This window comes from Craterilacuibacter sp. RT1T (assembly GCF_023502145.1).
In the GTDB taxonomy this organism is placed as follows: domain Bacteria; phylum Pseudomonadota; class Gammaproteobacteria; order Burkholderiales; family Chromobacteriaceae; genus Craterilacuibacter.
On the sequence record NZ_JAMFLI010000001.1, the window covers coordinates 203,163 to 229,234 of the forward strand.

General features: G+C 58.7%; 26 protein-coding genes and 1 pseudogene. 24 read left to right on the forward strand and 3 right to left on the reverse strand.

What is annotated here, in order from left to right:
• Window positions 1-7 precede the first annotated feature (7 nt).
• Window positions 8-898: a prephenate dehydrogenase gene (locus tag M3P88_RS01035; RefSeq protein ID WP_249614240.1), complete on the forward strand. Its 891-nt coding sequence runs from the start codon at window positions 8-10 to the stop codon at window positions 896-898.
• Between the two features lie 16 nt (window positions 899-914).
• Here the strand turns inward: M3P88_RS01035 and M3P88_RS01040 are convergent, their stop codons facing one another.
• Together M3P88_RS01040 and aroA are read right to left on the reverse strand one after the other, a co-directional pair.
• The gene (locus tag M3P88_RS01040; protein ID WP_249614241.1) at window positions 915-1,466 is read right to left on the reverse strand and encodes a cytochrome b; all 552 of its coding nucleotides are present in this window, start codon (window positions 1,464-1,466) and stop codon (window positions 915-917) included.
• A gap of 120 nt (window positions 1,467-1,586) precedes the next feature.
• Entirely contained in the window at window positions 1,587-2,882 is a 1,296-nt protein-coding gene (gene aroA, locus M3P88_RS01045; protein WP_249614242.1) for a 3-phosphoshikimate 1-carboxyvinyltransferase, read from the reverse strand.
• A 157-nt stretch (window positions 2,883-3,039) separates the two neighbouring features.
• On the opposite strand from aroA, the gene cmk reads away from it, so the two are divergent.
• The 10 genes from cmk (at window position 3,040) to zapE (ending at window position 12,400) form a co-directional block, all read left to right on the forward strand.
• Window positions 3,040-3,696 carry a (d)CMP kinase gene (gene cmk / locus M3P88_RS01050; protein ID WP_249614243.1) on the forward strand — a complete coding sequence of 219 codons (657 nt, stop codon included), beginning with the start codon at window positions 3,040-3,042 and terminating at the stop codon, window positions 3,694-3,696.
• 102 nt (window positions 3,697-3,798) lie between these two features.
• Complete coding sequence (rpsA, locus tag M3P88_RS01055) at window positions 3,799-5,502, forward strand: 30S ribosomal protein S1 (protein ID WP_249614244.1); 1,704 nt, start codon at window positions 3,799-3,801, stop codon at window positions 5,500-5,502.
• An 8-nt stretch (window positions 5,503-5,510) separates the two neighbouring features.
• Complete coding sequence (locus tag M3P88_RS01060; RefSeq protein ID WP_124734071.1) at window positions 5,511-5,804, forward strand: integration host factor subunit beta; 294 nt, start codon at window positions 5,511-5,513, stop codon at window positions 5,802-5,804.
• 129 nt (window positions 5,805-5,933) lie between these two features.
• Complete coding sequence (locus M3P88_RS01065) at window positions 5,934-6,224, forward strand: lipopolysaccharide assembly protein LapA domain-containing protein (RefSeq protein ID WP_124734072.1); 291 nt, start codon at window positions 5,934-5,936, stop codon at window positions 6,222-6,224.
• 32 nt (window positions 6,225-6,256) lie between these two features.
• On the forward strand, window positions 6,257-7,417 hold the full coding sequence (gene lapB / locus M3P88_RS01070) for a lipopolysaccharide assembly protein LapB (RefSeq protein WP_249614245.1): 1,161 nt from the start codon (window positions 6,257-6,259) through the stop codon (window positions 7,415-7,417).
• 26 nt (window positions 7,418-7,443) lie between these two features.
• Entirely contained in the window at window positions 7,444-8,190 is a 747-nt protein-coding gene (gene pyrF, locus M3P88_RS01075) for an orotidine-5'-phosphate decarboxylase (RefSeq protein WP_249614246.1), read from the forward strand.
• An 11-nt stretch (window positions 8,191-8,201) separates the two neighbouring features.
• Entirely contained in the window at window positions 8,202-9,164 is a 963-nt protein-coding gene (gene rfaE1 / locus M3P88_RS01080) for a D-glycero-beta-D-manno-heptose-7-phosphate kinase (RefSeq protein ID WP_249614247.1), read from the forward strand.
• A gap of 34 nt (window positions 9,165-9,198) precedes the next feature.
• The gene (gene rfaD / locus M3P88_RS01085; protein WP_249614248.1) at window positions 9,199-10,194 is read left to right on the forward strand and encodes an ADP-glyceromanno-heptose 6-epimerase; all 996 of its coding nucleotides are present in this window, start codon (window positions 9,199-9,201) and stop codon (window positions 10,192-10,194) included.
• 137 nt (window positions 10,195-10,331) lie between these two features.
• A complete protein-coding gene (gene cysM / locus M3P88_RS01090) occupies window positions 10,332-11,222 on the forward strand; it encodes a cysteine synthase CysM (RefSeq protein WP_249614249.1) in 891 nt (296 codons plus the stop codon).
• Between the two features lie 23 nt (window positions 11,223-11,245).
• The gene (gene zapE / locus M3P88_RS01095) at window positions 11,246-12,400 is read left to right on the forward strand and encodes a cell division protein ZapE (RefSeq protein WP_249614250.1); all 1,155 of its coding nucleotides are present in this window, start codon (window positions 11,246-11,248) and stop codon (window positions 12,398-12,400) included.
• A gap of 10 nt (window positions 12,401-12,410) precedes the next feature.
• Here the strand turns inward: zapE and M3P88_RS01100 are convergent, their stop codons facing one another.
• Window positions 12,411-13,133, reverse strand: a complete 723-nt coding sequence (locus M3P88_RS01100) for an SPOR domain-containing protein (protein ID WP_249614251.1) — start codon at window positions 13,131-13,133, stop codon at window positions 12,411-12,413.
• A gap of 132 nt (window positions 13,134-13,265) precedes the next feature.
• On the opposite strand from M3P88_RS01100, the gene ndk reads away from it, so the two are divergent.
• From ndk to hflC, 13 genes and pseudogenes are all read left to right on the forward strand, one after another.
• Window positions 13,266-13,691: a nucleoside-diphosphate kinase gene (gene ndk, locus M3P88_RS01105; protein WP_124734079.1), complete on the forward strand. Its 426-nt coding sequence runs from the start codon at window positions 13,266-13,268 to the stop codon at window positions 13,689-13,691.
• 60 nt (window positions 13,692-13,751) lie between these two features.
• Entirely contained in the window at window positions 13,752-14,846 is a 1,095-nt protein-coding gene (rlmN, locus tag M3P88_RS01110; protein ID WP_249614252.1) for a dual-specificity RNA methyltransferase RlmN, read from the forward strand.
• Window positions 14,843-15,577, forward strand: coding sequence for a type IV pilus biogenesis/stability protein PilW (gene pilW / locus M3P88_RS01115; protein WP_249614253.1), 735 nt, complete (start codon window positions 14,843-14,845; stop codon window positions 15,575-15,577). Before rlmN ends, pilW begins: the two co-directional genes overlap by 4 nt.
• A gap of 4 nt (window positions 15,578-15,581) precedes the next feature.
• Window positions 15,582-16,397: a helix-turn-helix domain-containing protein gene (locus M3P88_RS01120; RefSeq protein WP_249614254.1), complete on the forward strand. Its 816-nt coding sequence runs from the start codon at window positions 15,582-15,584 to the stop codon at window positions 16,395-16,397.
• Between the two features lie 7 nt (window positions 16,398-16,404).
• Window positions 16,405-17,682, forward strand: a complete 1,278-nt coding sequence (gene ispG, locus M3P88_RS01125; protein WP_249614255.1) for a flavodoxin-dependent (E)-4-hydroxy-3-methylbut-2-enyl-diphosphate synthase — start codon at window positions 16,405-16,407, stop codon at window positions 17,680-17,682.
• Between the two features lie 40 nt (window positions 17,683-17,722).
• The gene (gene hisS, locus M3P88_RS01130; RefSeq protein WP_249614256.1) at window positions 17,723-18,994 is read left to right on the forward strand and encodes a histidine--tRNA ligase; all 1,272 of its coding nucleotides are present in this window, start codon (window positions 17,723-17,725) and stop codon (window positions 18,992-18,994) included.
• 16 nt (window positions 18,995-19,010) lie between these two features.
• Window positions 19,011-19,640 carry a YfgM family protein gene (locus M3P88_RS01135; protein WP_249614257.1) on the forward strand — a complete coding sequence of 210 codons (630 nt, stop codon included), beginning with the start codon at window positions 19,011-19,013 and terminating at the stop codon, window positions 19,638-19,640.
• A 3-nt stretch (window positions 19,641-19,643) separates the two neighbouring features.
• Entirely contained in the window at window positions 19,644-20,780 is a 1,137-nt protein-coding gene (bamB, locus tag M3P88_RS01140; RefSeq protein WP_249614258.1) for an outer membrane protein assembly factor BamB, read from the forward strand.
• Window positions 20,781-20,794: 14 nt separating this feature from the next.
• Window positions 20,795-22,171 (forward strand): annotated as a pseudogene (der, locus tag M3P88_RS01145) (ribosome biogenesis GTPase Der); the annotation flags it as partial.
• A 256-nt stretch (window positions 22,172-22,427) separates the two neighbouring features.
• Window positions 22,428-22,694, forward strand: coding sequence for an RNA chaperone Hfq (hfq, locus tag M3P88_RS01150; protein ID WP_249614259.1), 267 nt, complete (start codon window positions 22,428-22,430; stop codon window positions 22,692-22,694).
• Window positions 22,695-22,778: 84 nt separating this feature from the next.
• Window positions 22,779-23,918 carry a ribosome rescue GTPase HflX gene (gene hflX / locus M3P88_RS01155; protein WP_249614260.1) on the forward strand — a complete coding sequence of 380 codons (1,140 nt, stop codon included), beginning with the start codon at window positions 22,779-22,781 and terminating at the stop codon, window positions 23,916-23,918.
• Window positions 23,905-25,128: an FtsH protease activity modulator HflK gene (gene hflK, locus M3P88_RS01160; protein ID WP_249614261.1), complete on the forward strand. Its 1,224-nt coding sequence runs from the start codon at window positions 23,905-23,907 to the stop codon at window positions 25,126-25,128. Before hflX ends, hflK begins: the two co-directional genes overlap by 14 nt.
• Window positions 25,129-25,131: 3 nt before the next feature.
• Window positions 25,132-26,007 (forward strand): protease modulator HflC, encoded by an 876-nt coding sequence (gene hflC / locus M3P88_RS01165; protein ID WP_249614262.1) that lies wholly within the window; start codon window positions 25,132-25,134, stop codon window positions 26,005-26,007.
• The last annotated feature ends 65 nt before the right edge of the window (window positions 26,008-26,072 follow it).

Below are 26,072 nucleotides of genomic sequence, written 5' to 3' on the forward strand. Positions count from 1 at the left end.
GGATAGCGTGGCAGAACAAGGGGCGATAGGAACATTGGTGGTGGCCGGGGTCGGCCTGATCGGCGGCTCGCTGGCGCTGGCGGCCCGTCATGCCGGCCGGGTCGGTCGGGTGATCGGCGTCGGACGCTCGCCGGCCAATATGCAGCGTGCGCTGGAGCTGGGCGTGGTGGACGAGGTGAGCCACGATATCGCCGAGGCTTGCGCGCGTGCCGACATGGTGCTCCTGGCTACGCCAGTGGGGCAGATGGCCGCGCTGATGCATGCGATGGCGCCGGTACTGCCCGCGCATACCATCGTGACCGATGCCGGCAGTACCAAGGGCGATGTGGCGGCGCTGATGCGTGCCTGCCTGCCGGCGCAGCTTGCGCAATGCGTACCGGCACACCCGATTGCCGGCTCGGATTTGTCGGGAGCGGCGGCGGCGCAATATGGCCTGTATCAGAACCGCAAGGTGGTGGTGACGCCTTTGCCGGAAACGGCTGTGGCAGTGCTGCAGGCTGTGCGTGAACTGTGGCAGGCGTGTGGTGCCAGTGTGCATGAAATGAGCGCGGCCGAGCACGACAGCGTATTTGCCAGCGTGTCACATCTGCCGCATGTGCTGGCTTTTGCCTTTGTCGACATGATTGCGGCGCACCCGGATGCGGCGCGCCGTTTTGATTTTGCCGCCACCGGCTTTCGGGATTTCACCCGTATCGCTGGCTCCCACCCCGAGATGTGGCGCGATATCGCACTGGCTAACCGCGATGCCCTGCTGGCCGAGTTGGCCGACTATCAGGCGCAGTTGGCAGGGCTTCAGACGCTGATTGCGGATGCCGACGCCGACGCCATGCAGCAATTGTTCGAGCGGGCGCGTAGTGCCCGCCTTGCCTGGCATCAGCGTTTTGTGCGTGGCAGCTGATGCCAGAGCTTGCCGTTTAGTCCGGTTTTTGCGGTCCGCCCATGCGGCTAAGGGTGTCGTCCTTGATCCGGTAGTGATGCCACAGTGCGGCCGCGATATGCGCCAGCACTAGCCACAACACCACATTGCCCAGCGTCTCGTGTATTTCCTTGATGTCGTGGGACAGGGCGTCGTCGACACCGAATAATTGCGGCAGCGGCAGGCTGAATAAGTGGACGGTCGCATCGCCGGCCTGCAAGGACCACAGGCCGAAGATGGGCGTGATGACCATCAGCGCGTAGAGCGTCCAGTGGATGATATGGGCCAGTAGTGTGTCCAGTGCGCTGGGAGACGGGGTGATGGCCGGCAGCTTATTGCCCAAGCGCCATACAATGCGTGGCAGCACCAGCAGGAAAATGATGATGCCGAAGTTGATATGCCACAGCCACAACTCGACCCGTGCTTCCGACTGTTTGGGGAAGAGATCTTTGATCTGTGCCAGTGAAAGCACAATGATCACGGCTAGTGCACTGAGCCAGTGAAAAGCACGGGCTACGCTGCCGTAGCTATGGCGGCTATTGAAAAGCATGGCAGATGTCCTCGTTAAACCCTGATGGTATTTATCAGTAAAGCATCTGCCATCCGCCGCTGCCGCACAGAATTTGTGCGCCAGCCGTTTTTCAGGGCTGGCGCCAGTGTGTGGCGGGGCTCAGAGCCTGCTTTCTGCCAATTGAGCCAGTGCGTCAAAATAGCCGGGGAAGGTCTTGGCGACGCAGTCCGGATCATTGATGGTGACCGGCGTATCCATTAGCGCCGCCAGTGAGAAACACATGGCCATGCGGTGGTCGTCGTAGGTGTCGATTTCGGCATGGGGTGTCAGCTTTGCTGGCGGCGTAATGCGGATGAAGTCCTGTCCTTCTTCCACCGTGGCACCGAGTTTTCTCAGTTCAGTGGCCATCGCGCTCAGGCGGTCGGTTTCCTTGACGCGCCAGCTCTCGATATTGCGCAAGGTGGTTGTGCCCTCGGCCGCCAGCGCAGCCACCGCCAGCGTCATGGCTGCATCCGGAATATGATTGACATCCAGATCGATGGCTTGCAGCGGCCCGTGCGCGGCAGCTTCTATCCAGTTGTCGCCCATGCTGATCTGGGCTCCCATCTGTGAGAGTGCGTCGGCAAACTTTACATCGCCCTGTATGCTGTTGCGCCCGACACCGCTCACCCGCACCGGGCCGCCGCCTAGCAGGCCGGCCGCCAAGAAGTACGACGCGCTGGAGGCATCGCCCTCGACATGGATTTCGCCCGGAGACAGATAGCTTTGTCCGCCGGCGATGGTGAAACGCTGCCAGGCTTTGCGTTCAACCACGACGCCGAAGCGCGCCATCAGTTTGAGCGTGATCTCGATATAGGGCTTGGAGATCAGCTCGCCGATGACTTCGACCGTGACCGTGTTGCCGGTGAGCGGCAGCGCCATCAAGAGCGCAGTCAGAAACTGGCTGGACACATTGCCTTTGACCGGAATCACCGCATGCGTGTCGATACGGGCCGGGGAGATGGCCAGCGGCGGATAGCCTTTGCTGCCCTGATAGCGGATATCGGCACCGGCAACCTTGAGGGCATCGACCAGATCGCCTATCGGGCGCTCATGCATGCGCGCAACCCCCGACAGCTGATAGTGGCCGTTCATCAAGGCCAGTGCGGCCGTCAGCGGGCGAAAGGCAGTACCGGCATTGCCTAAAAACAGTTCGGCATTCTTGACCGGAAACTCGCCATCCGCACCGTGTACCAGAAAGTCGCGGCTTTCGCCTTGGCGTTCGATCTTGACACCCAGCAGGCCAAGAGCGCCCAGCATATGGCTGATGTCGTCTGCGTCCAGCAGGCCGCGCACGCGCGTGCTGCCGTGCGCTAGCGCGGCCAGCAGCAGGGTGCGGTTGGAAATGCTTTTGGAGCCGGGCAATTCGACGGTTCCGGCGATACGGGCTATCGGTGCAAGATGAAGCTGTTTCATGGCGAGATGCAAAATCCTGGTAGTGGCGGTGCCGGTTAGTAAGGGCGAGCGGGTGCCGGAATGTGGCCGTCCGGTGCTTCGCTGGGCTAGAATCTTCTTTTTAGTCAGGTCGGAGCGCGCATTGATGGCGGCTCCGCAGGAAAGAAGTTAAACGATCATGACGATTGCTGTCATCACTATTGATGGTCCATCCGCTTCGGGTAAGGGTACGGTCGCTGCCCTGGTTGCGGCAAAACTGGGTTTTGCCTATCTGGATTCGGGTGCCCTATACCGTTTGACGGCACTTTATGCGCAGCGCAGCGGCACAAGCTGGAGCGACGAGGCGGGGGTGGCGGCGCTGGCCCGCACTTTGCCGGCTGAATTTCGTGATGGCGCGGTGTATTTGGCTGGCGAAGCGGTGGACGATGCGATCCGGGCCGAGGAAATCGGTATGGGTGCCTCCGCCATTGCCGCCCTGCCTTTGGTGCGTGCCGCTTTGCTGGAGCGCCAGCGTGCCTACCGGGTGGCGCCAGGCCTGGTGACCGATGGCCGCGACATGGGGTCGGTGGTTTTTCCCGATGCCAGCCTCAAGGTTTTCCTGACCGCAGACGCCGAAGTCAGAGCCGAGCGGCGCTATAAACAGTTGATAAGCAAGGAAGATTCTGCTAATCTGCCGCGCATTCTGCAGGACATCACCGAGCGGGACGCACGCGATGCGGCCCGCACTGTGGCGCCGCTGCGGCAGGAGCCGGATGCCCGTCTTCTCGATACCAGCGAAATGACAGTCGACCTTGCAGTGGCGGCAGTGCTGGGCTGGTTCGAGCAGTCGGTCTGATCCGGCCATTGAGTTTGTAGTACCCGTCTGTCCGATGTCGGCCAGGCGTTTGACCAACCCTAACCCCGCGTGTCGCAAGGCATGCACGTGTGAGTAATCTTAATGACTACCTCCGCTATGGAAAACTTCGCCCAACTGTTTGAAGAATCCCTGGAACTCCAGGAAATGCGCATTGGCGAAGTGATCACTGCCGAAGTTATCGGCATTGATTCCAACTTTGTAACCGTGAACGCCGGCCTGAAGTCCGAGTCGCTGGTTCCGGTCGAAGAATTCAAGAACGACAACGGTGAAGTCGAAGTCAAGATCGGTGATTTCGTCACCGTTGCGATCGATGCCATCGAAAACGGCTTTGGTGAAACCAAGCTGTCGCGTGAAAAAGCCAAGCGTCTGGCGGCCTGGATTGATCTGGAAGAGGCTCTGGAAGCCGGCAAGATCCTGTCCGGTCTGATCAGCGGCAAGGTCAAGGGTGGCCTGACCGTTATGGTTAACGGCATCCGCGCCTTCCTGCCAGGCTCGCTGGTTGACGTGCGTCCGGTTAAGGACACCACGCCATACGAAGGCAAGCAGGTTGAGTTCAAGGTGATCAAGCTGGATCGCAAGCGCAACAACGTCGTTGTTTCGCGTCGCGCCGTGCTGGAAGAGACCCTGGGCGAAGAGCGCAAGGCGCTGCTGGAAACCCTGCGCGAAGGCGTTGTGGTTAAAGGTATCGTCAAGAACATCACCGACTACGGTGCATTCGTTGATCTGGGCGGCATCGATGGCCTGCTGCATATCACCGACCTGGCATGGCGTCGTGTGAAGCACCCATCCGAAGTTCTGGCCGTTGGCGATGAAGTTGAAGCCAAGGTACTGAAGTTCGATCAAGAGAAGAACCGTGTATCCCTCGGCCTGAAGCAGCTGGGTGATGATCCATGGGTTGGTCTGTCCCGTCGCTATCCGTCCGGCACCCGCCTGTTCGGTAAAGTGACCAACCTGACCGACTACGGCTCTTTCGTTGAAATCGAACAGGGTATCGAAGGTCTGGTTCACGTGTCCGAAATGGACTGGACCAACAAGAACGTTCACCCATCCAAGGTTGTTCAGGTTGGTGACGAAGTTGAAGTCATGATCCTCGAGATCGACGAAGAGCGTCGTCGTATCAGCCTGGGTATGAAGCAGTGCCAGGCTAACCCTTGGGACGAGTTCGAACAGAACTTCAAGAAGGGCGACAAGATCTCCGGCGCCATCAAGTCGATCACCGACTTCGGCGTATTCGTGGGTCTGCCAGGCGGCATCGACGGTCTGGTTCACCTGTCCGACCTGTCCTGGAGCGAAACCAGCGAAGAAGCTGTTCGCCGCTTCAAGAAGGGTGACGAAGTCGAGGCTGTTGTTCTGTCCATCGACGTTGAGAAAGAGCGCATCTCGCTGGGTATCAAGCAGCTCGAAGGCGATCCGTTCAACAACTACGTGGCCATGAACGACAAGGGCGCGCTGGTGAATGGCGTGGTTAAGACTATCGATGCCAAGGGCGCCGTGATTGCGCTGGACAGCGATGTTGAAGGCTACCTGCGTGCTTCCGAAGTTTCGCGTGACCGTGTCGAAGACATGCGTACCGTGATGAAGGAAGGCGATGCCGTCGAGGCGCTGATTATCGCTGTGGATCGCAAGACCCGCTCGATCAGCCTGTCGATCAAAGCCAAGGATGCACAGGACGAAACCGCAGCAATGCGTAACCTGACTGCCACTTCCGAAGCTAACGTCAGCGCTGGTACCACCAGCCTGGGCGCGCTGCTGAAGGCTAAGCTGTCCGGTAGCAACAACGAATAAGTTGCGTCATGACCAAGTCTGAGCTGATTGCGAGGCTGTCAGAGCGTTATCCTCAGTTGGTCTCCAAAGACGCTGAGCTGGCCGTCAAAACCATACTGGATGCGATGGCCGGCAGCTTGGCTCAGGGTGAGCGGATCGAAATCCGCGGTTTCGGTAGTTTCGATTTGAACTATCGTCCGCCGCGGGTTGGTCGTAACCCCAAGTCGGGTAGCAGCGTTGCCGTTCCTGAGAAGTACGTGCCTCATTTCAAGGCGGGCAAGGAACTGCGTGAACGTGTCGATTTGTCCGAACAGACAAGCTGACACTTGCTTTGACTTGCTCTAAAAAACGCCGCACCTTCATGGTGCGGCGTTTTCTTTTGTGCGGTGGTGCTTGGGGGCAGGGGGCGGATTCGTTTACACTTCAGGCCATAAATCGTCGTGAGTGAGCCCATGCGCTATTTTATCCGTCTGATCGAAATCATCCTGCTGGTCATTCTGGTCGCCGTTACCGTCCAGAATAGTGCCGTTGTCGAGTTCAAACTGCTTTTCGGTCAGTCGTGGCATGCGCCACTGATCCTGTTCCTGCTGCTGTTCTTTGTGGCCGGGGCGGTGATCGGGCTGATTTCAACTTTCTCCTATTATTTGCGCGTACGCCGCGAGCTTTCCCAGCTCAAGAAAGAGTTGAGAAACCGTCAGGCCGGACGTGTGTCGGCTGATCCCAGCGACGCACTGGCCGACTGAGTGCGCGCCCTGACTTCCCCCGGGGTTTATCTTTGGAACTAGATCTTTGGTGGTTATTGCTGTTCCCGGCCTTTTTTGCGCTGGGCTGGCTGGCTGCGCGTGTCGATATGCGCACGGTGCTCAAACAGGCCAAGGCCTTGCCGGCAGGCTTTTTTAAAGGGCTGGATGCGCTGGTTGACGACAAAACCGATGTCGCATCGCAGGCCTTGGCCGAAGTGGTGCGCCAAGAGCCGCAGTCGTTCGACTTGTCGTTGACGCTGGGCAAGCTGTATCGCAAGCGCGGCGAGAATGATCGTGCCATCCGCCTGCATCAGTCTTTGCTGGATGCGCCCGATATCTCGCCCGAAATGCGCGAGCGCATGCGTTTCGAGCTGGCGCAGGACTTTCACAAGGCCGGTCTGGTCGACCGGGCCGAAGAAATCCTGCAGGGCTTGCTGTCCGGCAATATGGGGCTGTCTGCGCGCCAGCAGTTGCTGGACATTTACCAGCAGGATAGGGATTGGTTAAAAGCGATCGAAACCGCGCGCGAACTGCGTACCGATGCGCACTCGTTCCAGCATGAAGTCGCGCAGTTTTATTGCGAGCTGGCTCAAGGCGAGCTGTATCGCTCCAATAGCGACAAGGCGCGCGAGTATGTGGCCGAAGCTCTGGCGGTAAACCGTAAGTGTGTTCGTGCCAGCCTGATTCTGGGCGATATCGAGTTTGCGCTGGAAAACTACCCGGCTGCGATTGCGGCCTGGCAGAAGATAGAAAAACAGAACTACGCCTTCCTTTCCATGGCCGCCGAGCGCCTGTTTGACGCCTATGAAAAACTGGGCAAGCCGGCCGAGGGTATTGCGCTGATCAAGGGCTATAGCGAAACCTTCCCGCAGCTGGAGCTGACCGACCTGCTGTACGAGAAGGTGGCGACCTACGAAGGGGAGGCGCGTGCGCTGAGCGTGACGCGTGAAGCCGTGCATGCGCGCCCCAATCTGACCGGTGCTTACCGCCTGATCGAAGCGCAAATGGGCGGCTTGCTGACGCAGGAAGGGCGTTCGGATGCCGAGCTGGTGCGAGGGCTGGTGCTCAAGTATGCGCAACGCCTGACCCAGCATCGTTGCCGCCGTTGCAACTTCCGTTCGCGCGCCTTTTTCTGGCATTGCCCCGCCTGTGGCGAGTGGGAAAGCTTCAGTCCCAACCGCAGCGAAGGCTGAATAATTTTGTACAAGGATGTTGTCTGATGAATCCGCTGGTTTGTGCCGGCCTGCCCGTGCAGCCGTTGTCTCCTGTTATTGTCGCTTTTGATTTTGATGATGCCGCGGCGGCCTTGTCGTTTGCCGCCCGTCTGGATCCGGCTGCTTGCCGCGTCAAGGTGGGCAAGGAATTGTTTACCGCCTCCGGTCGTTCCCTGATCGAGGCACTGGTCGCCCGTGGTTTTCAGGTATTTCTCGACCTGAAGTTCCACGATATTCCGAATACCGTTGCCCATGCCTGCAAGATGGCGGCCGAGCTTGGGGTGTGGATGGTGGATGTGCATGCCTCGGGCGGCCGGCGCATGATGGAGGCCGCATGCGAGGCGGTTGCGCCTTACAGTCAGCGCCCGCTGCTGATCGGTGTTACCGTGCTGACCAGCATGGAAGCGGCCGATCTGGCCGAAATCGGCATCAGTCTGAGCCCAAAGGAGCAGGTGCTGCGTCTGGCGCGGCTAGCGCAAAGCAGCGGTCTGGATGGGGTGGTCAGCTCGGCGCAGGAAGCCGCCAGCTTGCGCGCCGCCTGCGGGGATGACTTCAAGCTGGTGACGCCGGGTATACGCCTGGCTGATGCGGTGGCTGACGACCAGCGCCGGGTGATGACGCCGACGGCTGCGCTGGCGGCCGGGGCGGATTATCTGGTGATTGGCCGACCGATTACCAAGGCGCAAGATCCTTTGGCCGTGCTGGCTGCGATTAATAATGACATTCGTGCGTTTCAGGCGCAGACGGTCTAGGTAGGCGGCGTATGCAATTGATTCAATCGCTGGGCTTGACCCAAGATGTTTTGCGCGACCGGCTGCAGGGCGCACGCGTGCTGGTGGTGGGTGATGTGATGCTGGACCGTTACTGGTTTGGCGACGCAACGCGGATCTCGCCGGAGGCGCCGGTGCCGGTAGCACGCATCGAGAAAATGGAAGAGCGTGCCGGTGGCGCCGCCAATGTGGCGCGTAATATCGCCAGTCTTGGCGGGCAGGCCACCTTGCTGTCGGTGGTGGGCGATGATGAGGCGGCGGATGCGCTGGAGCGTTTGATGCTGGGCGCGGGGGTCAAAACGTCGCTCAAGCGCGATGCGAGTATCTCGACCACCATCAAGCTGCGAGTGGTTGCACGCCAGCAGCAGCTGATCCGCCTTGATTTCGAAGATACGCCCAGTCACGAGATATTGGCGGACAAGCTGGACGAGTTTGCCGCCATTGTGGCCGCGCACGATGTGGTCATCCTGTCGGATTACGGCAAGGGCGGCTTGACCCATGTGGCGCGTATGGTCGCGCTGGCTAATGCTGCCGGCTGCCCGGTGCTGATCGATCCCAAGGGCGAGGACTACAGTAAATACGCCGGTGCCACCTTGCTGACCCCCAACCGCAGCGAATTTCGCCAAGTGGTGGGGCGCTGGTCGGACGAGGCGCAACTGTGTGCCAAGGCCGAGGCGCTGCGTACGGAGTTGGCGCTCAGCGCCTTGCTGGTGACGCGCAGCGAAGAGGGGATGACTTTGTTCCAGGCTGATGGTGCCCTGCATCAGCCTACGTTTGCGCGCGAGGTATTCGATGTATCCGGTGCCGGCGACACGGTGATCGCAACACTGGGCTTAGGGCTGGCCGCAGGCTTGCCCATGGCGCAGGCGGTGACGCTGGCCAATGCCGCGGCCGGCATCGTGGTGGCCAAGCTGGGCACCGCCGTGTGTACGCAGCAGGAACTGTTCGCACTTTAAACGGGTCGCGGCGACGCCGGCCCAGGAGACACTTATGAGTATTGTGGTTACCGGCGCGGCCGGCTTTATCGGTTCCAATCTGGTCAAGGCGCTCAACGAGCGCGGCTTTAGCGACATTATTGCGGTCGACGATCTGACCGAGGGCGACAAGTTCAGGAATCTGGTGGATTGCAATATCTCCAACTACCTCGACAAAAGCGATTTTCTGGCTTTGCTGCTGGAAGGCGAGTACGAGGGCGAGATCAGCGCCATCCTGCATCAGGGCGCCTGCTCCGACACCATGAACCACGATGGCAAATTCATGATGGAGAACAACTACCAGTACACGCTGGCATTGTTCGATTACTGCCAGTCGGAAGAAATTCCCTTCCTGTTTGCGTCCAGCGCTGCGGTGTACGGTGGCGGTACAGTGTTTCGCGAGAGCCGCGAGTTTGAAGGCCCGCTGAATGTCTATGGTTACTCCAAGTTCCTGTTCGACCAAGTCTTGCGCCAGCGTATGGCCGAAGGCCTGACCGCGCAGGCAGTGGGTTTTCGCTATTTCAATGTCTACGGCCCGCACGAGCAGCACAAGGGACGCATGGCCTCGGTGGCGTTTCACAACTTCAACCAGTACCGCACCAGCGGCAAGGTCAAACTGTTTGGCGGCTGGGATGGTTGGGCTGACGGCATGCAAAGCCGCGACTTTGTCTCGATCGAGGATGTGGTCAAGGTCAATATGCACTTCCTTGATCACCCGGAGCAAAGCGGCATCTTCAATCTGGGCTCGGGCCGTGCCCAGCCTTTCAATGATGTCGCCGTTGCCACGGTCAATGCCTGCCGCCGCCACGAGGGCAAGCCGGCGCTGTCTTTGGCCGAACTGGTCGAGCAGGGCGTGCTCGAATATATCGACTTTCCCGACGCGCTCAAGGGCAAGTACCAGAGCTTTACCCAGGCCGATATCACCCAACTGCGCGAGGCCGGTTACGCCGAGCCTATGCTAAGCGTGGAAGAGGGAGTAGACCGTTATGTCGACTTCCTGATGACGCGTTAAGCGTTGCGGTATGAGTCAGGGCCCGCGTTAGGCGGGCCTTGTTGTATCCGGGGCTCTCAACCCTTTTGTCATCGCGGCTGATTTTATCGGGGCAGACGGTATAATGGCTGCCTGTTATCAGGCAAGAGACGCGCGCCGTGCCCGAATTCAAATATCTGCAAGACTTTGTCGGCAATACCCCGCTGGTCAGGCTCAAACACCTGCCTGGCAACACTTCCAATGTGCTGTTGCTGAAACTCGAAGGCAACAATCCCGGCGGCTCGGTCAAGGACAGGCCTGCGTTATCCATGATTCGCCACGCCGAGGCGCGCGGTGATATCCGGCCGGGGGACACGCTGATCGAACCGACCAGCGGCAATACCGGCATTGGCCTGGCCATGGCGGCCACCATGATGGGTTACCGGCTGATTCTGGTGATGCCGGAGAACTCCAGTGTGGAGCGGGTGCAGACCATGCGTGCCTATGGTGCCGACGTCCGTCTGACGCCGGCCGCCTTGTCCATGCCCGGTGCCATCGACGAGGCGCGCCGTCTGGAGCAGGAGGGCGTCGGACGCATCCTCGACCAGTTTGCCAACCCGGATAATCCGCAGGCGCACTATGACAGTACCGGGCCCGAAATCTGGCGCGATACGGCCGGAACGGTCAGCCATTTTGTCTCCAGTATGGGCACCACCGGCACCATTATGGGGGTGAGCCGCTATCTGAAGGCGCAGAACCCGGCGGTGCGCGTTATCGGTGTGCAGCCCGAGCCAGGTAGCCAGATTCCGGGTATACGCAAGTGGGAAGACGCCTATCTGCCCAAGATTTGCGACTATTCGCGCATCGATGATTTGCAGCTGGTGTCGCAGACCGAGGCCGAAGCGGTGGCGCGGCGTCTGGCATGCGAGGAAGGCATTCTGGCCGGGCCATCATCCGGCGGCGCGCTGGCGGTTGCCTTGCGCCTGAATGCGACGCTGGAAAACGCCGTGATTGTCTCCATCGTGTGCGATCGTGGCGATCGCTATCTTTCCACCGGGCTTTTTGCCTGATTCTTGCGCAGGTTTCCCGTTTTATGTCGCAACACGAATTTTCCCCCGAGGTCGCTGGTCAGTTGAGTCCGCAGGCATGGTATCAGCAGGCTATCCAGCAAAAAGGTTTTATCCGTGACGAGGCGCAAGCTGCCGCCATCGGGCAACTGGATGATTTATGGCAACAGCTGGTCGAGTTTAAAAAAAGACGCAACCGCTTCCTTGGCCGCTCCTTGCTGAAGCCTGCGGTGCCGCAGGGTTTGTATCTGTGGGGCGGGGTGGGGCGCGGCAAGAGCTTTTTGATGGATGCCTTCTTTTCCTGTGTGCCCTATTCGCGCAAAAAGCGCGTGCATTTCCATCACTTTATGGCAGACGTGCATAAGGAACTTAAGAAACTGGCCTCGGAGAAGGACCCGCTGATCGCCTTGGCCGAGCGTATGGCGCGTACGACGCGCCTGTTGTGCTTTGACGAGTTTCACGTCAGCGATATTGCCGATGCCATGCTGTTGGGGCGTCTGCTGGAGGCGCTGTTTGCGCGCGGGGTGATTATGGTAATGACCTCAAACTATGCGCCGGACAATCTCTATCCTAATGGGCTGCAGCGGCAAAACTTCCTGCCCACCATCGCCCTGCTCAAGCAGCAGTTGAAGGTGCTGAATGTGGATGGCGGACATGATTACCGCCTACGCGAACTGGTGCGCGAACCCTTGTTTCTGGTGCCGGATGATGCATCCGCGCATGCCAGGCTGGACGCAATGTTTACCCGTATTTCTGGCGGTGCCGGCTTGTTGTCGCCGCAGATCGAGGTGCTGGGTCGGCGCATCAAGTCACAGCGGCGCACCTTGGGTGTGATCTGGTTCGATTTTGCCACCTTGTGCGGCGGGCCGCGCGCCCAGACGGATTATCTGGAGATTGCCCGCGAGTACCATACCGTATTCCTGTCTGGCATTCCGAAGCTGGGTGCGGCCCAGTCATCCGAGGCCAGGCGTTTTACCTGGCTGGTCGACGTATTTTACGATCACCGTGTCAAGCTGGTGGCCTCGTCCGCCATCGAGCCGGAAGGCATTTACACCGAAGGCGTGCATGCCGGTGAGTTTTTCCGCACCGCCAGCCGTTTGACCGAGATGCAGTCGCAGACCTATTTGTCGCTGCCGCATCTCGTTAGCGAACCCACCCTCAGCGGCGTGGTCGAGACCTGAACTGGCCGGTTTATTGGCCTAGCGGAACCAGTAGCGGAATGTAGCCCAGCTTGCGCAGCTCGGCCATGGCCTCTTCTGCTTCTGCACGGCTCTTGAACGGGCCTAGTTGTACCTTGGTCTCGCTGCGGGCATTGATGCCGCGCTTTTTGAGTTCATCCATCAGTTTCTCGGCATTGTCCGGGCTGGAAAACAAGCCTAGTTGCACGTTGTAGCCGAAAGAGCTGCCTTGTGGTCTGGCGGGCGCTGGCGGCGTAACCGGGGCGGCCTGCTCTGCGGCGCGCGGCTTGGGCTGATCGCTTGGCAAGGCAGCTTTGTGTTGCAAGGCGGCAGTCGACTCGCGTAGCGGAGCCGCCGCCTGTTTCGGCATGGGGCTGGCCGGCTTGGGCAGGTGAGGAGGAGGAACATTTGCTTCGACCATTAATTTGGGCAGGGCGCTCATGCCGGGTGTGGCCGCAAGATCAGGGCTGGCAGGGCGTGTAGACTCGGCTGCCGGCGCGCTGGTGTCAATGTCGGTAACGGGCGCCTCGGGCACTATGGTTTGGGCTGGGAGCAAGGTGCCGCTGATTTTACCGCTGCTGGCATCGGTGATTTGTGGTTTGGATTTCAGCATATTCATCAGCGGAATGACGGCCAGTGCCGCCACGATCAGGCTTAGCGCAATGGCGATGCGTTTTTTGGTCTTGGGGCTGACGCCGTCCGTAGCCTGTTTTTCAGAAGGTGGCAAAGTGGTCATGGATTCATTATCTGCAGCAAAGGCTTGAGAAGGCTGGTAAAATATGTGGTTCTTCGATTGGTCTCACTCACCCGACGCAAGGCTGACTTCTGATCAGTCAATGCGTCTGTCTTAGGTAATAAGGGGATTTATATGGCAATTGAACGTACTCTGTCCATCGTTAAGCCTGATGCTGTTGCTAAAAACGTCATCGGCAAGATCTATGACCGTTTCGAATCGGCCGGTCTGAAAGTGGTTGCTGCACGCATGAAGCAGTTGTCGCGCGCTGAAGCCGAAGGCTTCTACGCCGTACACAAAGAACGCCCTTTCTTTGCCGATCTGGTCAGCTTTATGATTTCCGGTCCGGTGATGGTTCAGGTGCTGGAAGGCGAAAACGCCGTCCTGAAAAACCGTGAACTGATGGGTGCGACTGATCCGAAGAAAGCCGATGCCGGCACCATTCGTGCCGATTTCGCCGACTCCATCGACGCCAATGCCGTCCATGGTTCCGATAGCCTGGAGAATGCCGCGATTGAAATCGCCTACTTCTTCGCTGCTTCCGAAATCAGCGCGCGTTAATTCTGTTTTTTGAAACGGCAGCCGCCTGTTTCGGTGGCTGCCGTTTTTTCTGAGGTACTCATGAAGACCAACCTGCTCGACTTCAATCTGGATCAGCTGACCCAACACTTTGCCGCAATGGGCGAGAAGCCTTTTCGCGCCAAGCAGGTGATGCGCTGGATGCACCAGATGGCACAGTCCGACTTCGATGCGATGACCGATATCGCCAAGAGTTTGCGTGCCAAGCTGCACGAAACCGCGGAAGTTCGCGTGCCGGCGCTGATGATGGGGCAGGAGTCCGGCGATGGTACCCGCAAGTGGCTGCTGGATGTAGGGACGGGCAACGGTGTTGAAACCGTGTTCATTCCCGAGAACGAGCGCGGCACTTTGTGCGTGTCATCTCAGGTCGGTTGTGCGCTGGAGTGCACTTTTTGCTCGACCGGGCGTCAGGGTTTTAACCGCAACCTCAGCACTGCCGAAATCATCGGTCAGCTGTGGTGGGCGAATAAGGCGCTGGGCGTGACGCCGAAAGAGGAAAGAGTGGTCTCCAATGTGGTGATGATGGGCATGGGCGAGCCTTTGGCCAACTACGACAATGTAGTGTCGGCGCTGAACATCATGCTGGATGATCATGCTTACGGCTTGAGCCGGCGCCGGGTGACGGTGTCGACTTCGGGCCTGGTGCCGCAGATGGACCGTTTGCGCGAAGATTGTCCGGTGGCGCTGGCGGTGTCGCTGCATGCGCCTAACGACGCCTTGCGGGACGTGATTGTGCCTATCAACAAGAAGTACCCGCTGAAGGAGCTGATGGCAGCATGCCGGCGCTATCTGGAAAGAGCGCCGCGCGACTTTGTGACCTTCGAATATGTGATGCTTGACGGCGTCAATGACAGGCCGGAACATGCTCGTCAATTAATCGAGCTGGTGCGTGATGTGCCGTGCAAGTTCAACCTGATTCCATTTAATCCGTTCCCGAATTCGGGTTACGGTCGTTCCAGCAATAACGCGATTCATATTTTCCGCGAGTTGCTGCAAGAGGCCGGGCTGGTCGTGACCGTACGCAAGACCCGTGGCGATGATATCGATGCCGCTTGCGGGCAGTTGGCCGGCCAAGTGCAGGACAAGACGCGTCGCCAGGCAAAGTGGACGCAAATTATTGAACAAGGCAAGCAATGATGCGAATGCGGCGCTGGGGTTTGTGTCTGGCATGCTTATGTCTGCCGGTCATGGCATTTGCCAGCTCGCTTGAGCTGGCGCAGACCCGGGCGCAACTGGCCGTCGAATATATGCGTTACGGTAATATGCGTGCGGCGCTGGATTCGGCTGACGAGGCCGTCAAGGCCGATAGCAGCTATCAAAATGGCCAGCTGATCCGTGCTTTGGTGCTGATGCAATTGGGGATGGATAAAGAGGCTGAAGGCGCTTTTCGCAAGGCACTGTCCATTGATGCGACCAACCCTGAAGTGAATAATAATTACGGCTGGTTTTTGTGCAAGGGTACGCGCGCGGCCGAGTCCATTACCTATTTTACCCGGGCACTGGCTGACCCTTTGTATGACAAGCCGCAAACTGCGCAGTTGAATCGCGGTCTGTGCCTGATGAAACTGGACAAATTGGATGAGGCCAATACCGATTTGTTGGCCGTGCTGCGTTTTAACGGCAGTGACGTGATGGCCTTGCGTGAAATGACGCGTCTGCAGCTGCAGGGCAGTAACGCAAAACTGGCCGCTTTTTACTACCAGCGCCTGCGTCGTGAAGTCGCGACGCCCGGCCCTGCCGATTTGTGGTTAGGCGTGCGTCTGGCGCGCTTGCAGGCAGACAAAGCAGCAGAAAAACGTCTGGGTGATACGCTTTTGGCTAGCTACCCTGACTCGGTCGAAACCCAACACTATCTGAGTGGAAATTGAGCTGATGGAACCAGCTGATAAGCGAATAGAAGAGACCGTCTCTGTCGGTGTGCAGCTAAAGCAGGCACGCGAGGCACAGCAACTGAGTCTGGGGGATGTGGCCGAGCGTCTGAAACTGTCGGTGCGTCAGCTTGAGGCCATCGAGCGCGATGATTACGCATTTTTGCCCGGGCCGACTTTTGTGCGTGGTTTCGTGCGCAATTACGCTCGTTTTCTGGGGCTTGACGCAGTGCCGTTGATGCACTTGCTGGATGATATCTTTCCTCCGCTGGCGGCCGAGGTCGCGATTGCGCCATCGGTGGAGCAGGGCGATGCGGATGGCAGTCGCTGGAGTGCCCCCCGCCTTGTGCTGGCATTGCTGGCCGCTGGTGCCATTGCCAGCGCAGGCTGGTGGTTCTCGAGCCAGCCGGGTAGTGAAGAGGCACCGGCAAGCCCGGGGGACTTGAGTCCCATGCTGACCGTGGAGCAGCCCGCTGCAGTCGATGTTGTAACGGAAGAAGTGCCGCAGGCATCGGTACCCGTCGCCGCCAAGCCTGCCGCCTCTGCGCCTGTTGCGGTCAAGGTAGAGCCTGCAGTGTCGCCTGAGTCCGGTCTGCGCTTGTCCAGTACGCAGGAGTCCTGGGTTTCGGTGACGGATGCCAAGGGACAAAAGCTGATGTTTGGCAGCCTGCTGCCGGGTGAAGAAAAAACACTGGCAGGCACGCCGCCTTACCGCGTCCGCATCGGCAATGCAAGCCATGTGACGGTGATCTATAAGGGACAGCCGGTGGATATGACCGGCAAGATTCGTGGCTCGACCGCCACGCTCAAGCTGGATTGAGGCATCTATGGATTATGGTATTCCCCGCCGCGTAACGCGTCAGGTTCGTATCGGCCACCTGATCACAGGTAGCGATGCACCCGTGCTGGTGCAGTCTATGACCAATACCGATACCGCCGATGCGGCGGCAACGGCCGCTCAGGTGTATGAGCTGGCCGAGGCCGGCTCGGAAGTGGTGCGTATTACCGTCAATAGTCCGGAAGCGGCGGCTGCCGTCGCCGAAGTGCGGCAGCGGCTGGATGATCTGGGGTGCCGTGTACCCTTGGTGGGCGATTTTCATTTCAATGGCGATAAGCTGCTGAAAGACTATCCGGACTGCGCCCGCGCGCTGGCCAAATACCGCATCAACCCGGGCAATGTGGGCAAGGGCGCGCGTGGCGACGAGAAGTTTGCCTTTATGGTGCGTACCGCGATGGAGCTGGATAAGGCGGTGCGTATCGGTGTGAACTGGGGCAGCCTGGATCAGGCCTTGGTGGTACGCATGATGGACCACAATGCACGCTTGACCCAGCCGCTGCCGCCGGATGCGGTGATGCGCGAGGCGCTGATCGTGTCGGCGCTGGAGAGTGCCGACAAGGCGATGGAATTGGGGCTGCCCGCCGACAATATCATCCTGTCGTGCAAGGTCAGCCATGTGCAGGATCTGATTACCGCTTACCGTAACTTGGCTAGCCGCTGCGATTTTCCGCTGCATCTGGGCCTGACCGAGGCCGGCATGGGCAGCAAGGGTATTGTCGCCTCCAGTGCCGCTTTGGCGGTGCTGTTGCAAGAGGGCATAGGCGACACCATCCGTATCTCGCTGACACCGCAGCCGGGCGAGTCGCGTACGCGCGAAGTGATTGTGGCGCAGGAGTTGCTGCAGACCATGGGCTTGCGCAGCTTCGTGCCTTTGGTGACCGCTTGCCCCGGTTGTGGCCGTACCAGCAGTACCGTGTTCCAGGAGTTGGCCGACAGTATCCAGACCTATTTGCGCGAGTCCATGCCGGTATGGCGCTTGCAGTATCCCGGCGTGGAAGAGATGAAGGTGGCGGTCATGGGCTGTGTGGTCAATGGCCCGGGCGAGAGCAAACTGGCCGATATCGGTATTTCGCTGCCCGGCACCGGTGAAGTGCCGGTCGCGCCGGTGTATGTGGACGGCGAGAAAACCGTGACGCTCAAGGGCGAGTCTATTGCCGCCGAATTCAAGGCGCTGGTCGATGACTATGTCGCCAGCCGTTATGGCGAGGGTGGCAGCAAACGCCACGCCTCCGGCCCGAAAGTGATTCCGATCAGGGCGGCGGTTTGATCCGCCCTGCCACAGTGGTTTGATTTAACAAGAAAAGATCATGGCTCAGAAAATTCAGGCGATTCGCGGCATGAACGATGTGCTGCCGGCCGAGTCGCACCAGTGGGAATATTTTGAAGGGGTGTTGCGCAAGTTGCTGGCCGATTATGGCTACCAGAATATCCGCACCCCCATCGTCGAAGCGACGCCCTTGTTTGTGCGCTCTATCGGCGAGGTGACCGATATCGTCGAGAAGGAAATGTATACCTTCACCGATGCCCTGAATGGCGACAGCCTGACGTTGCGTCCGGAAGGTACGGCCGGCACCTTGCGTGCCGTGGTCGAACACAATCTGCTGTATAACGCCACGCAGAAACTGTGGTATCAGGGGCCGATGTATCGCCACGAGCGTCCGCAAAAAGGACGTTATCGCCAGTTCCATCAGGTGGGTATCGAGGCGCTGGGTTTTGCCGGGCCGGATATCGATGCCGAAATCATCCTGCTGACGGCGGATTTGTGGCAGCGTCTGGGCTTGCAGGACAGTGTGCAGCTGGAAATCAATACGCTGGGCAATAAGGAAGAACGTGCGGCGCATCGCGAAGCATTGGTCGCCTATCTTGAGCAGCATGCGGACATCCTCGACGAAGATGGCAAGCGCCGCATGTACAGCAATCCCTTGCGCGTGCTGGATACCAAAAATCCTGCCTTGCAGGCTATGGCGAATGCCGCGCCGCGCCTGATCGACTACCTGGGCGAAGCTTCCCGTGCCCATTACGAGGGATGGAAGGCAATGATTTCTGCGCTGGGTATCCGCTTCGTGGAAAACCCGCGCCTGGTGCGTGGCCTGGATTATTACAACCAGTCCGTGTTCGAATGGGTCACGACCGAGCTGGGTGCGCAAGGCACCGTCTGTGCCGGTGGCCGTTATGACGGGCTGACCGAGCAGCTGGGGGGCAAGCCGGCTCCGGGTATCGGTTTTGGCATGGGCATGGAGCGTGTCTTGCTGCTGCTGGCCGCCAAGGATTTGCTGCCCAAGGCGCGTGCAGTGGATGTCTATCTGGTCCAGCAGGGTGAGGGGGCCGCCATGTACGGCATGCGCGTCGCACGCAGCTTGCGCGAGGCGGGTTACTCGGTCGTCCAGCATTTGGGCGATGGCAGCTTCAAGTCGCAAATGAAAAAGGCCGATGCCTCGGGTGCGCAGTTTGCGCTGATCGTCGGTGAGAACGAGATGGCAGCCGGTACCGTAGCGGTGAAGCCGCTGCGTACCGAGTTGGCACAGGAAGTGGTGGCGGTGGATGCGCTTGCGCTGACGCTGGCACGTCTGAAATCATAAATAGGGGAGGGGCGCCATGGCGTTCGACTTGCAGGAGCAGGAACAGATAGACACGATGCGTACCTTCTGGCAACAGTGGGGCAAGTGGCTGGCCGCTGCCGTGCTGGCTGCATGTGCGGCTTATCTTGGTTTCAAGGGCTGGCATCTGTATCAGGGGGAGCGTGCAGAAAAAGCCTCGGCCGTATTTGCCCAGCTGGAAAGTGCCGCGCCTGGCGGTGATCTGGCCAAGATCCGTTCGATTACCACCAGTTTGCAGCAGGAGTACGGCTCGACATCCTATGCGCCACGCGCTTCGCTACTGGCTGCCAAGCTGGCGTTTGAAAAAAATGATCTGGCGATGGCGCAAAGCCAGCTTAAATGGGTGATTGGCAATACCAAGGAAGCTTCGGTGCTGGCCATTGCTCATCTGCGCCTCGCTGCGGTATTGCTGGATCTCAAGCAATATGATGCCGCACTGGCCGAGCTAAATGCAGAGCATCCGGCGGGTTTTGACAGCTTCTTTCTCGATATGAAGGGGGATGTTCTGTTCGCCCGTGGCGACCAGAAGGCGGCGATGGATGCTTATAAGGCTGCACTGGCCAAGCAAAGCGCAGAAGACCCGATGCGGGAATTCGTGCAAGCCAAAATTGATGCGATCGGGAGCTGATTGATGCTACGCCATACCTTTGCCGCTGTTGCCGTTTCTTCGCTTTTGGCTGGTTGTGCCAGCTGGTTTGAAGGCGCCCAAGCTTACGAGCCGACCCCGCTTGCCAAAATTGAGCAGACCCATGCGCTCAACCTGAAATGGCAGACCCGAGTACCCGAGGCGAGTCAGGGGTTATTTGTACCCGCTCATGATCAGGGGGTACTGGCTGCTGGTGGTAATAATGGTGAAGTGGTGCTGCTTGACGCTCTAACCGGCAAGAAAAATGCCGAATTCCGCGTGAAGGGCGAAACACTGGGCGCCGGTGTTGCGGCTGGGGAGGGGCGCTATTTTGTCGGTAACGACAAGGGCGAACTGCTTGCCGTGGACGCAACGGGCAAGGTGTTGTGGCGTCAGAAGTTAACCAGCGTACTGTCCGAACCGCCGGTACTGGCTGCCGGCCTGGTGGTGACGCATGCTGCAGATGGTCGTCTGACCGCGTTTGATGCCAAGGACGGCAAGTCCATCTGGACGCAATGGCAGGCACCGCCTTCCTTGATGGTACGCGCCACCACGCCGGTGATGCTGGCCATAGGCAAGGAGGTTCTGGTCACCGGGATAGCCGGTGGCAAGCTGGCCGTCTACAATCTGCAGTCCGGAGCACCGTTGTGGGAAGCTACGGTTGCTTCGCCGCGCGGCGGGAGCGAGCTTGAGCGTGTGACCGATGTGGTCAGCCAGCCACAGTTTGATGGTCGCCGCGTCTGCGCCGTGGCCTATCAGGGCCGTGTGGCATGCTTTGATGCGCGCGGTGGCAATCTGGTCTGGGCGCGGGAGGTGGCAAGTAGCCGGGGGCTGGCGCTGGACAGTCGCGCGGCCTATGTCACCGGTGAAGATGGCGCGATCTGGGCGTTTGATATCGAGACCGGACGCAATTTGTGGAAAAACGATGCCCTGCGCTACCGTGATGTCAGCGGACCGGTAATGCTGGGCAAGAATATTCTGGTACTGGATGGCGAAGGTTACGCTCACCTTCTTGCCAGCGAGGACGGCCGCCTGATCGGCCGCACGCGTACCGGAGCCGAAGGAACCCTCAGCCAGCCTGTGTCGCTGGGTGACGCTGCCTATGTGCAAGGTCGCAACGGCCGTTTGGCCGTACTGAATTAACCAAGTCTGAATTAATGAAACCGACAATCGCACTGGTTGGCCGTCCCAATGTGGGCAAGTCAACCCTGTTTAACCGCCTGACGCGTTCCCGTGACGCGCTGGTTGCCGACCAGCCCGGTCTGACCCGTGACCGTCACTATGGTCATGGCCGCATGGGCAGCAAGCCCTATCTGGTGATCGACACCGGCGGCTTTGAGCCGGTAGTCGACGATGGCATTCTGTGGGAAATGGCGCGCCAGACCCTGCAGGCTGTGGACGAGGCGGACGCCATTGTGTTCCTGGTCGATGGCCGTAGCGGCCTGACGCCGCAGGACAAGCTGATTGCTAACCGTCTGCGCCAGAGCCAGCGGCCGATTTTTCTGGTGGTGAATAAGGCCGAGGGCATGAGCCCTGCCATGGCTGCCGCCGAGTTCCATGAACTGGCTCTGGGGGACCCGTATGCGCTGTCGGCCTCGCATGGCGATGGCGTGCGCGAACTGATCGAAACCGTGCTTGAGCGTTTCCCCGACGCGACGGAAGAAGAGGCGAGCAAGCATCCGAAGTTTGCCGTTATCGGACGTCCTAACGTCGGCAAGTCGACGCTGGTGAATGCCATCTTGGGTGAAGAGCGCGTGATTGCGTTCGACCAGGCCGGTACCACGCGCGACAGCATCTATATCGATTTCGAGCGCGAAGACCGCAACTACACCATTATCGACACCGCCGGCGTGCGTCGTCGCGGCAAGGTCAATGAAACCATTGAGAAATTCTCGGTGATCAAGACCATGCAGGCGATTGAAGATGCCAATGTGGCGGTGCTGGTGCTGGATGCGCAGCAGGATGTGTCCGAACAGGATGCAACCATTGCCGGCTTTGCGCTGGAGGCCGGGCGCGCACTGGTGGTGGCGGTGAATAAGTGGGATCACCTCGACAACGAGCAAAGAGAGAAGATCCACCGCGATGTCGCGCGTAAGCTGGCCTTCCTTGATTTTGCCAAGTTCCACTATATCTCTGCGCTGGAAGGCAAGGGCGTGGGGGAGCTATTCAAGTCGATTGATGCCGCTTACAACGCCGCCATGAGCAAGCTGCCAACGCCTAAGCTGACCCGTTTGCTGCAACTGGCGATTGAGCGCCAGCAGCCGCCGCGGATAGGCTTGACCCGTCCTAAGTTGCGTTATGCGCACCAGGGCGGTATGAATCCGCCAATTATCGTGATTCACGGCAATTCGCTGGATAGTGTGCCGGATAGCTACACTCGTTATCTGGAAAACCTGTATCGTAAAGCTTTCCAGCTGCAAGGTACGCCGCTCAGGGTACAATACAAGTCCAGCGTCAACCCGTATGAGGTTGAAGCCAGTGGCGGCAAGCTCAGCATGCTGAAACAGCGTGCCGCGAACAAGGCGGAAGCCAAGGCGCGCGAGCAGGCCAAAGAGAAGGAAAAGCTGCCAGCCAAGGCGCGTGTGCCGGCCAAAGGCAAGGCTGATGGCAAGGTGGCAGTCAAGCCGTTTGGCCGCCCTGGCGCTAAGCCTGCAGCCAAAACCGGTGGCAAGGCGGTAGCCAAGAATCGAACCAAGAAATAGTACGACGGTATTTTTTATGCTAAAAAGAATTTTGGCACCGTTGTGTTTATCTTGAACGAAAACAATTTACGAAGTTTGGAGAATAAAAATGAGCGCTAAAGGGCAAATGCTACAAGACCCGTTTCTGAACATTCTGCGCAAGGAGCACGTGCCAGTTTCCATTTATCTGGTGAACGGCATCAAGCTGCAAGGTCAGATCGAGTCTTTCGATCAGTATGTGGTGCTGCTGAAGAATACCGTGACCCAGATGGTGTACAAGCATGCCATCTCGACCGTTGTACCCGCTCGTGCCGTCAGCATTCCGCATGATGGCCCGGGTGCCGCGACCAAGGCAGAAAACCAGTCCGAAGGCTGATTCTGTTTTTGCTGTCATAAGGGCTGACGGATCCGCCGGCAGGCGTTTTCTTCAGCCCCTATCTTTTTTAAAGACGGGAAAGCCGTGTTCGATCGTCCCGATCAGGGCGACCAGGCCATTCTGGTTTGTCTGGATTTTGGTGAGGCCGACTATGAGGAGGGGGTGCAGGAATGTACCGACCTCGTTAAAAGTGCCGGCGTCAGCATTCAAGGCGTGCTGCGCGGCAAGCGCAGCCGGCCCGATCCAGCCTTGTTCGCCGGTAAAGGCAAGGTTGAGGAGCTGGCCGCTCTGGTAAGGGCGAGCGAAGCCGATGTGGTGATTTTCAATCACCAGTTGTCGCCTGGGCAGGAACGCAATCTGGAGCGCGTGCTGCAGTGCCGGGTGATAGATCGTAGCAGTTTGATTCTTGATATCTTTGCGCAGCGTGCGCGCAGCCATGAGGGCAAGCTGCAGGTCGAGTTGGCCCAGTTGTCACATCTGGCGACGCGGCTGGTTCGCGGCTGGACCCACCTTGAGCGGCAAAAAGGGGGGATCGGCCTGCGTGGCCCCGGGGAAACCCAGCTGGAAACCGACCGCCGTTTGCTGGGTAATCGGGTCAAGATGCTGAAGGACAGGCTGGTTCAGGTGCAAAAGCAGCGCCATACCCAGCGTCGTGGCCGTATCCGTGCCGGTTTTGCCTCGGTTTCCATCGTTGGCTACACCAATGCCGGTAAGTCGACCTTGTTTAATAGCCTGACCAAGGCGCGTATTTACGCGGCTGACCAGTTGTTTGCCACCCTGGACACCACCAGCCGGCGTTTATTCCTGAATCAGGATTGCTCCATTGTTTTGTCGGACACTGTCGGTTTTATCCGCGATTTGCCGCATACGCTGGTGGCCGCCTTTCGCGCTACGCTGGAAGAAACCGTGCAGGCCGATCTGTTGCTGCATGTGGTGGACTCTGCCAGCAGTATGCGCGAGCAGCAGATAGCGGCGGTCAATCAGGTGCTGGCCGAAATTGCGGCGGATACGATTCCACAGTTGATAGTGTGGAATAAGACGGATTTACGTGGTTTGCCGCCCGAAATCGAGTACGATGATAGCGGGCGACCGGTTTCAGTTCGTGTTTCTGCATTGACAGGAGAAGGGCTGGAACTCTTGCGTACAGCTATTGCCCTACTTGTTTCAGATGATTTATCCCAAGAACCTAACCAAAAAGACCCCGATTGCGATGTCACAATTTGACCCGAACCGAGGCCGTGGAGGTAATGACGGCCCGCCTGACCTGGACGAAATTTTTCGCCGCCTGAATCAGAAGCTGTCGCGCCTGCTGGGCGCCAAGCCACCTGTTGCCGGTGGTAGCCCTAGCCCCGAAGTTTCGCCAAGCGGCATGTTCCGTGGTGGCGCACTGGCAATCGTGGGGGTGGCGGCTGCCCTGTGGCTGGGTAGCGGATTTTATGTAGTAGATGCCAGTGAAGAAGGCGTGGTTTTGCGTCTGGGCAGCTATTCGCGTACGACCGGACCGGGTTTGGGTTGGCATTTGCCATACCCGTTCGAGAAGGTCGAGATTGTCAACCTGACCGAGGTGCGCAGTCTGGAGATCGGCTACCGCGGCAGTGCTAAAAACCGTATCCCGGAAGAGGCGCTGATGCTGACCGATGACCAGAACATCATCGATGTCCAGTTCTCGGTGCAATACGATATCAAGGATGCCAAGGAGTTCCTGTTCAATAATGCTGCACGGGAAAAGGATGCCAAGGATATCGTCAAGCAGGCTGCTGAGACGGCTATCCGCGAGGTGGTCGGGCGCAACAAGGTCGACTTTGTGCTGAACGAGGGGCGTGCCCAGATTGCGGTCGAAGCCCAGACGCTAATCCAGCAGATTGTGGATCGCTACAAGCTCGGCATTCGTATTGCCAAGGTCAACATCAACGATGTGCAACCGCCACAGGCCGTAAGCGCAGCATTTGATGACGCGGTTAAGGCCGGTCAGGACAAGGAAAAGCTGCGTAACGAAGGGCAGGCCTACGCCAATGATGTGATTCCGAAAGCCCGGGGCCTGGCCTCGCGTCTGATGGAAGAGGCCGAAGGTTATCGTCAGCGGGTGGTTGATAATGCCGAAGGTGATGCTTCGCGCTTTACTTCGGTACTGTCTCAGTACACCAAGGCACCTAAGGTCATGCGTGATCGCATGTACTACGACATGATGCAGCAGGTAATGAGCAATACCTCCAAGGTAGTGGTTGACCAGAAAGGCGGCGGTAATCTTCTGTATCTGCCGCTGGACAAGTTGATGCAGCAAGCGACGCCGGGAGCTAACCCTGGCCAGGCCGCGCCTGCCGCCGTGCCTGCCCCTGCCGTGGCGGCCAAGCCGGCTGCCGTTGCCCCCGTGCGCAGCGGGCGTGACCTGACAGACCGCGCCGGGCGGACTGCTGAAACTACGGGCGAGGAGTAAACCATGGATAAACTGATACCGACCCTGGTCGCGCTGGTCGCGGGCCTGTTGCTGCTTTCCATGTCGATGTTTACCGTGGATCAGCGCCAGTACGCAATGGTGTTCCAGTTTGGTGAGGTGGTTCGCATCATCTCCAAGCCGGGCATACAGTTCAAAGTGCCTTTCCTGCAGAATGTGCGTTATTTTGACAAGCGTACCCAGACTATCGATGCCGAAGCACCTGAGCTCTTTAATACGCGCGAGAAAAAGAACGTATTGGTCGACAGCTATGTGAAGTGGCGCGTAGTCAATGTCGAGCAGTTCTATAAGAGCGTGGGGGGCAACGAGCTGGCTGCCGTGGCACGCCTGAAGCAGATCATTAATGACGGCTTGCGCGCCGAGTTCGGTCAGAAGGATGTTTCTGATGTGATTTCCGGCAAGCGCGAACAGGTGATGGCGGTCGTAAAGCAGCGCGCTGACACAGAAGCACGTAAAATGGGCGTCGAAATTCTCGATGTACGCTTAAAGCGCGTCGATTTTCCGGATAAAATCAGCACGTCGGTGTACGAGCGCATGCGCTCCGAGCGCTTGACCGTTGCCAGCCAGTTGCGCAGTGAAGGTGCGGCCGAGGCCGAACGTATCCGTGCCGATGCCGATCGTCAGCGCGAGATCATCCTGTCGCAAGCCTACAAGGATGCGCAGCGGATCAAGGGTGAGGGCGATGCCAAGTCGGGGGCGATTTATGCCCAGGCTTACGGCAATAATCCCGAGTTCTATGCGTTCTGGCGTAGCATGCAGGCCTACAAGGAATCGTTCAAGAACAAGAGCGATGTGATGGTCTTGCAGCCTGACTCTGCGTTCTTCAAGTATTTCAAGAACCCAGCGGCAGCTGGAAAGTAGTAATATCATCCTTTATCAGCCGGGCAACCGGCTGATTCGTTGAAGCCAAGGCGGGAGTGTCTCCC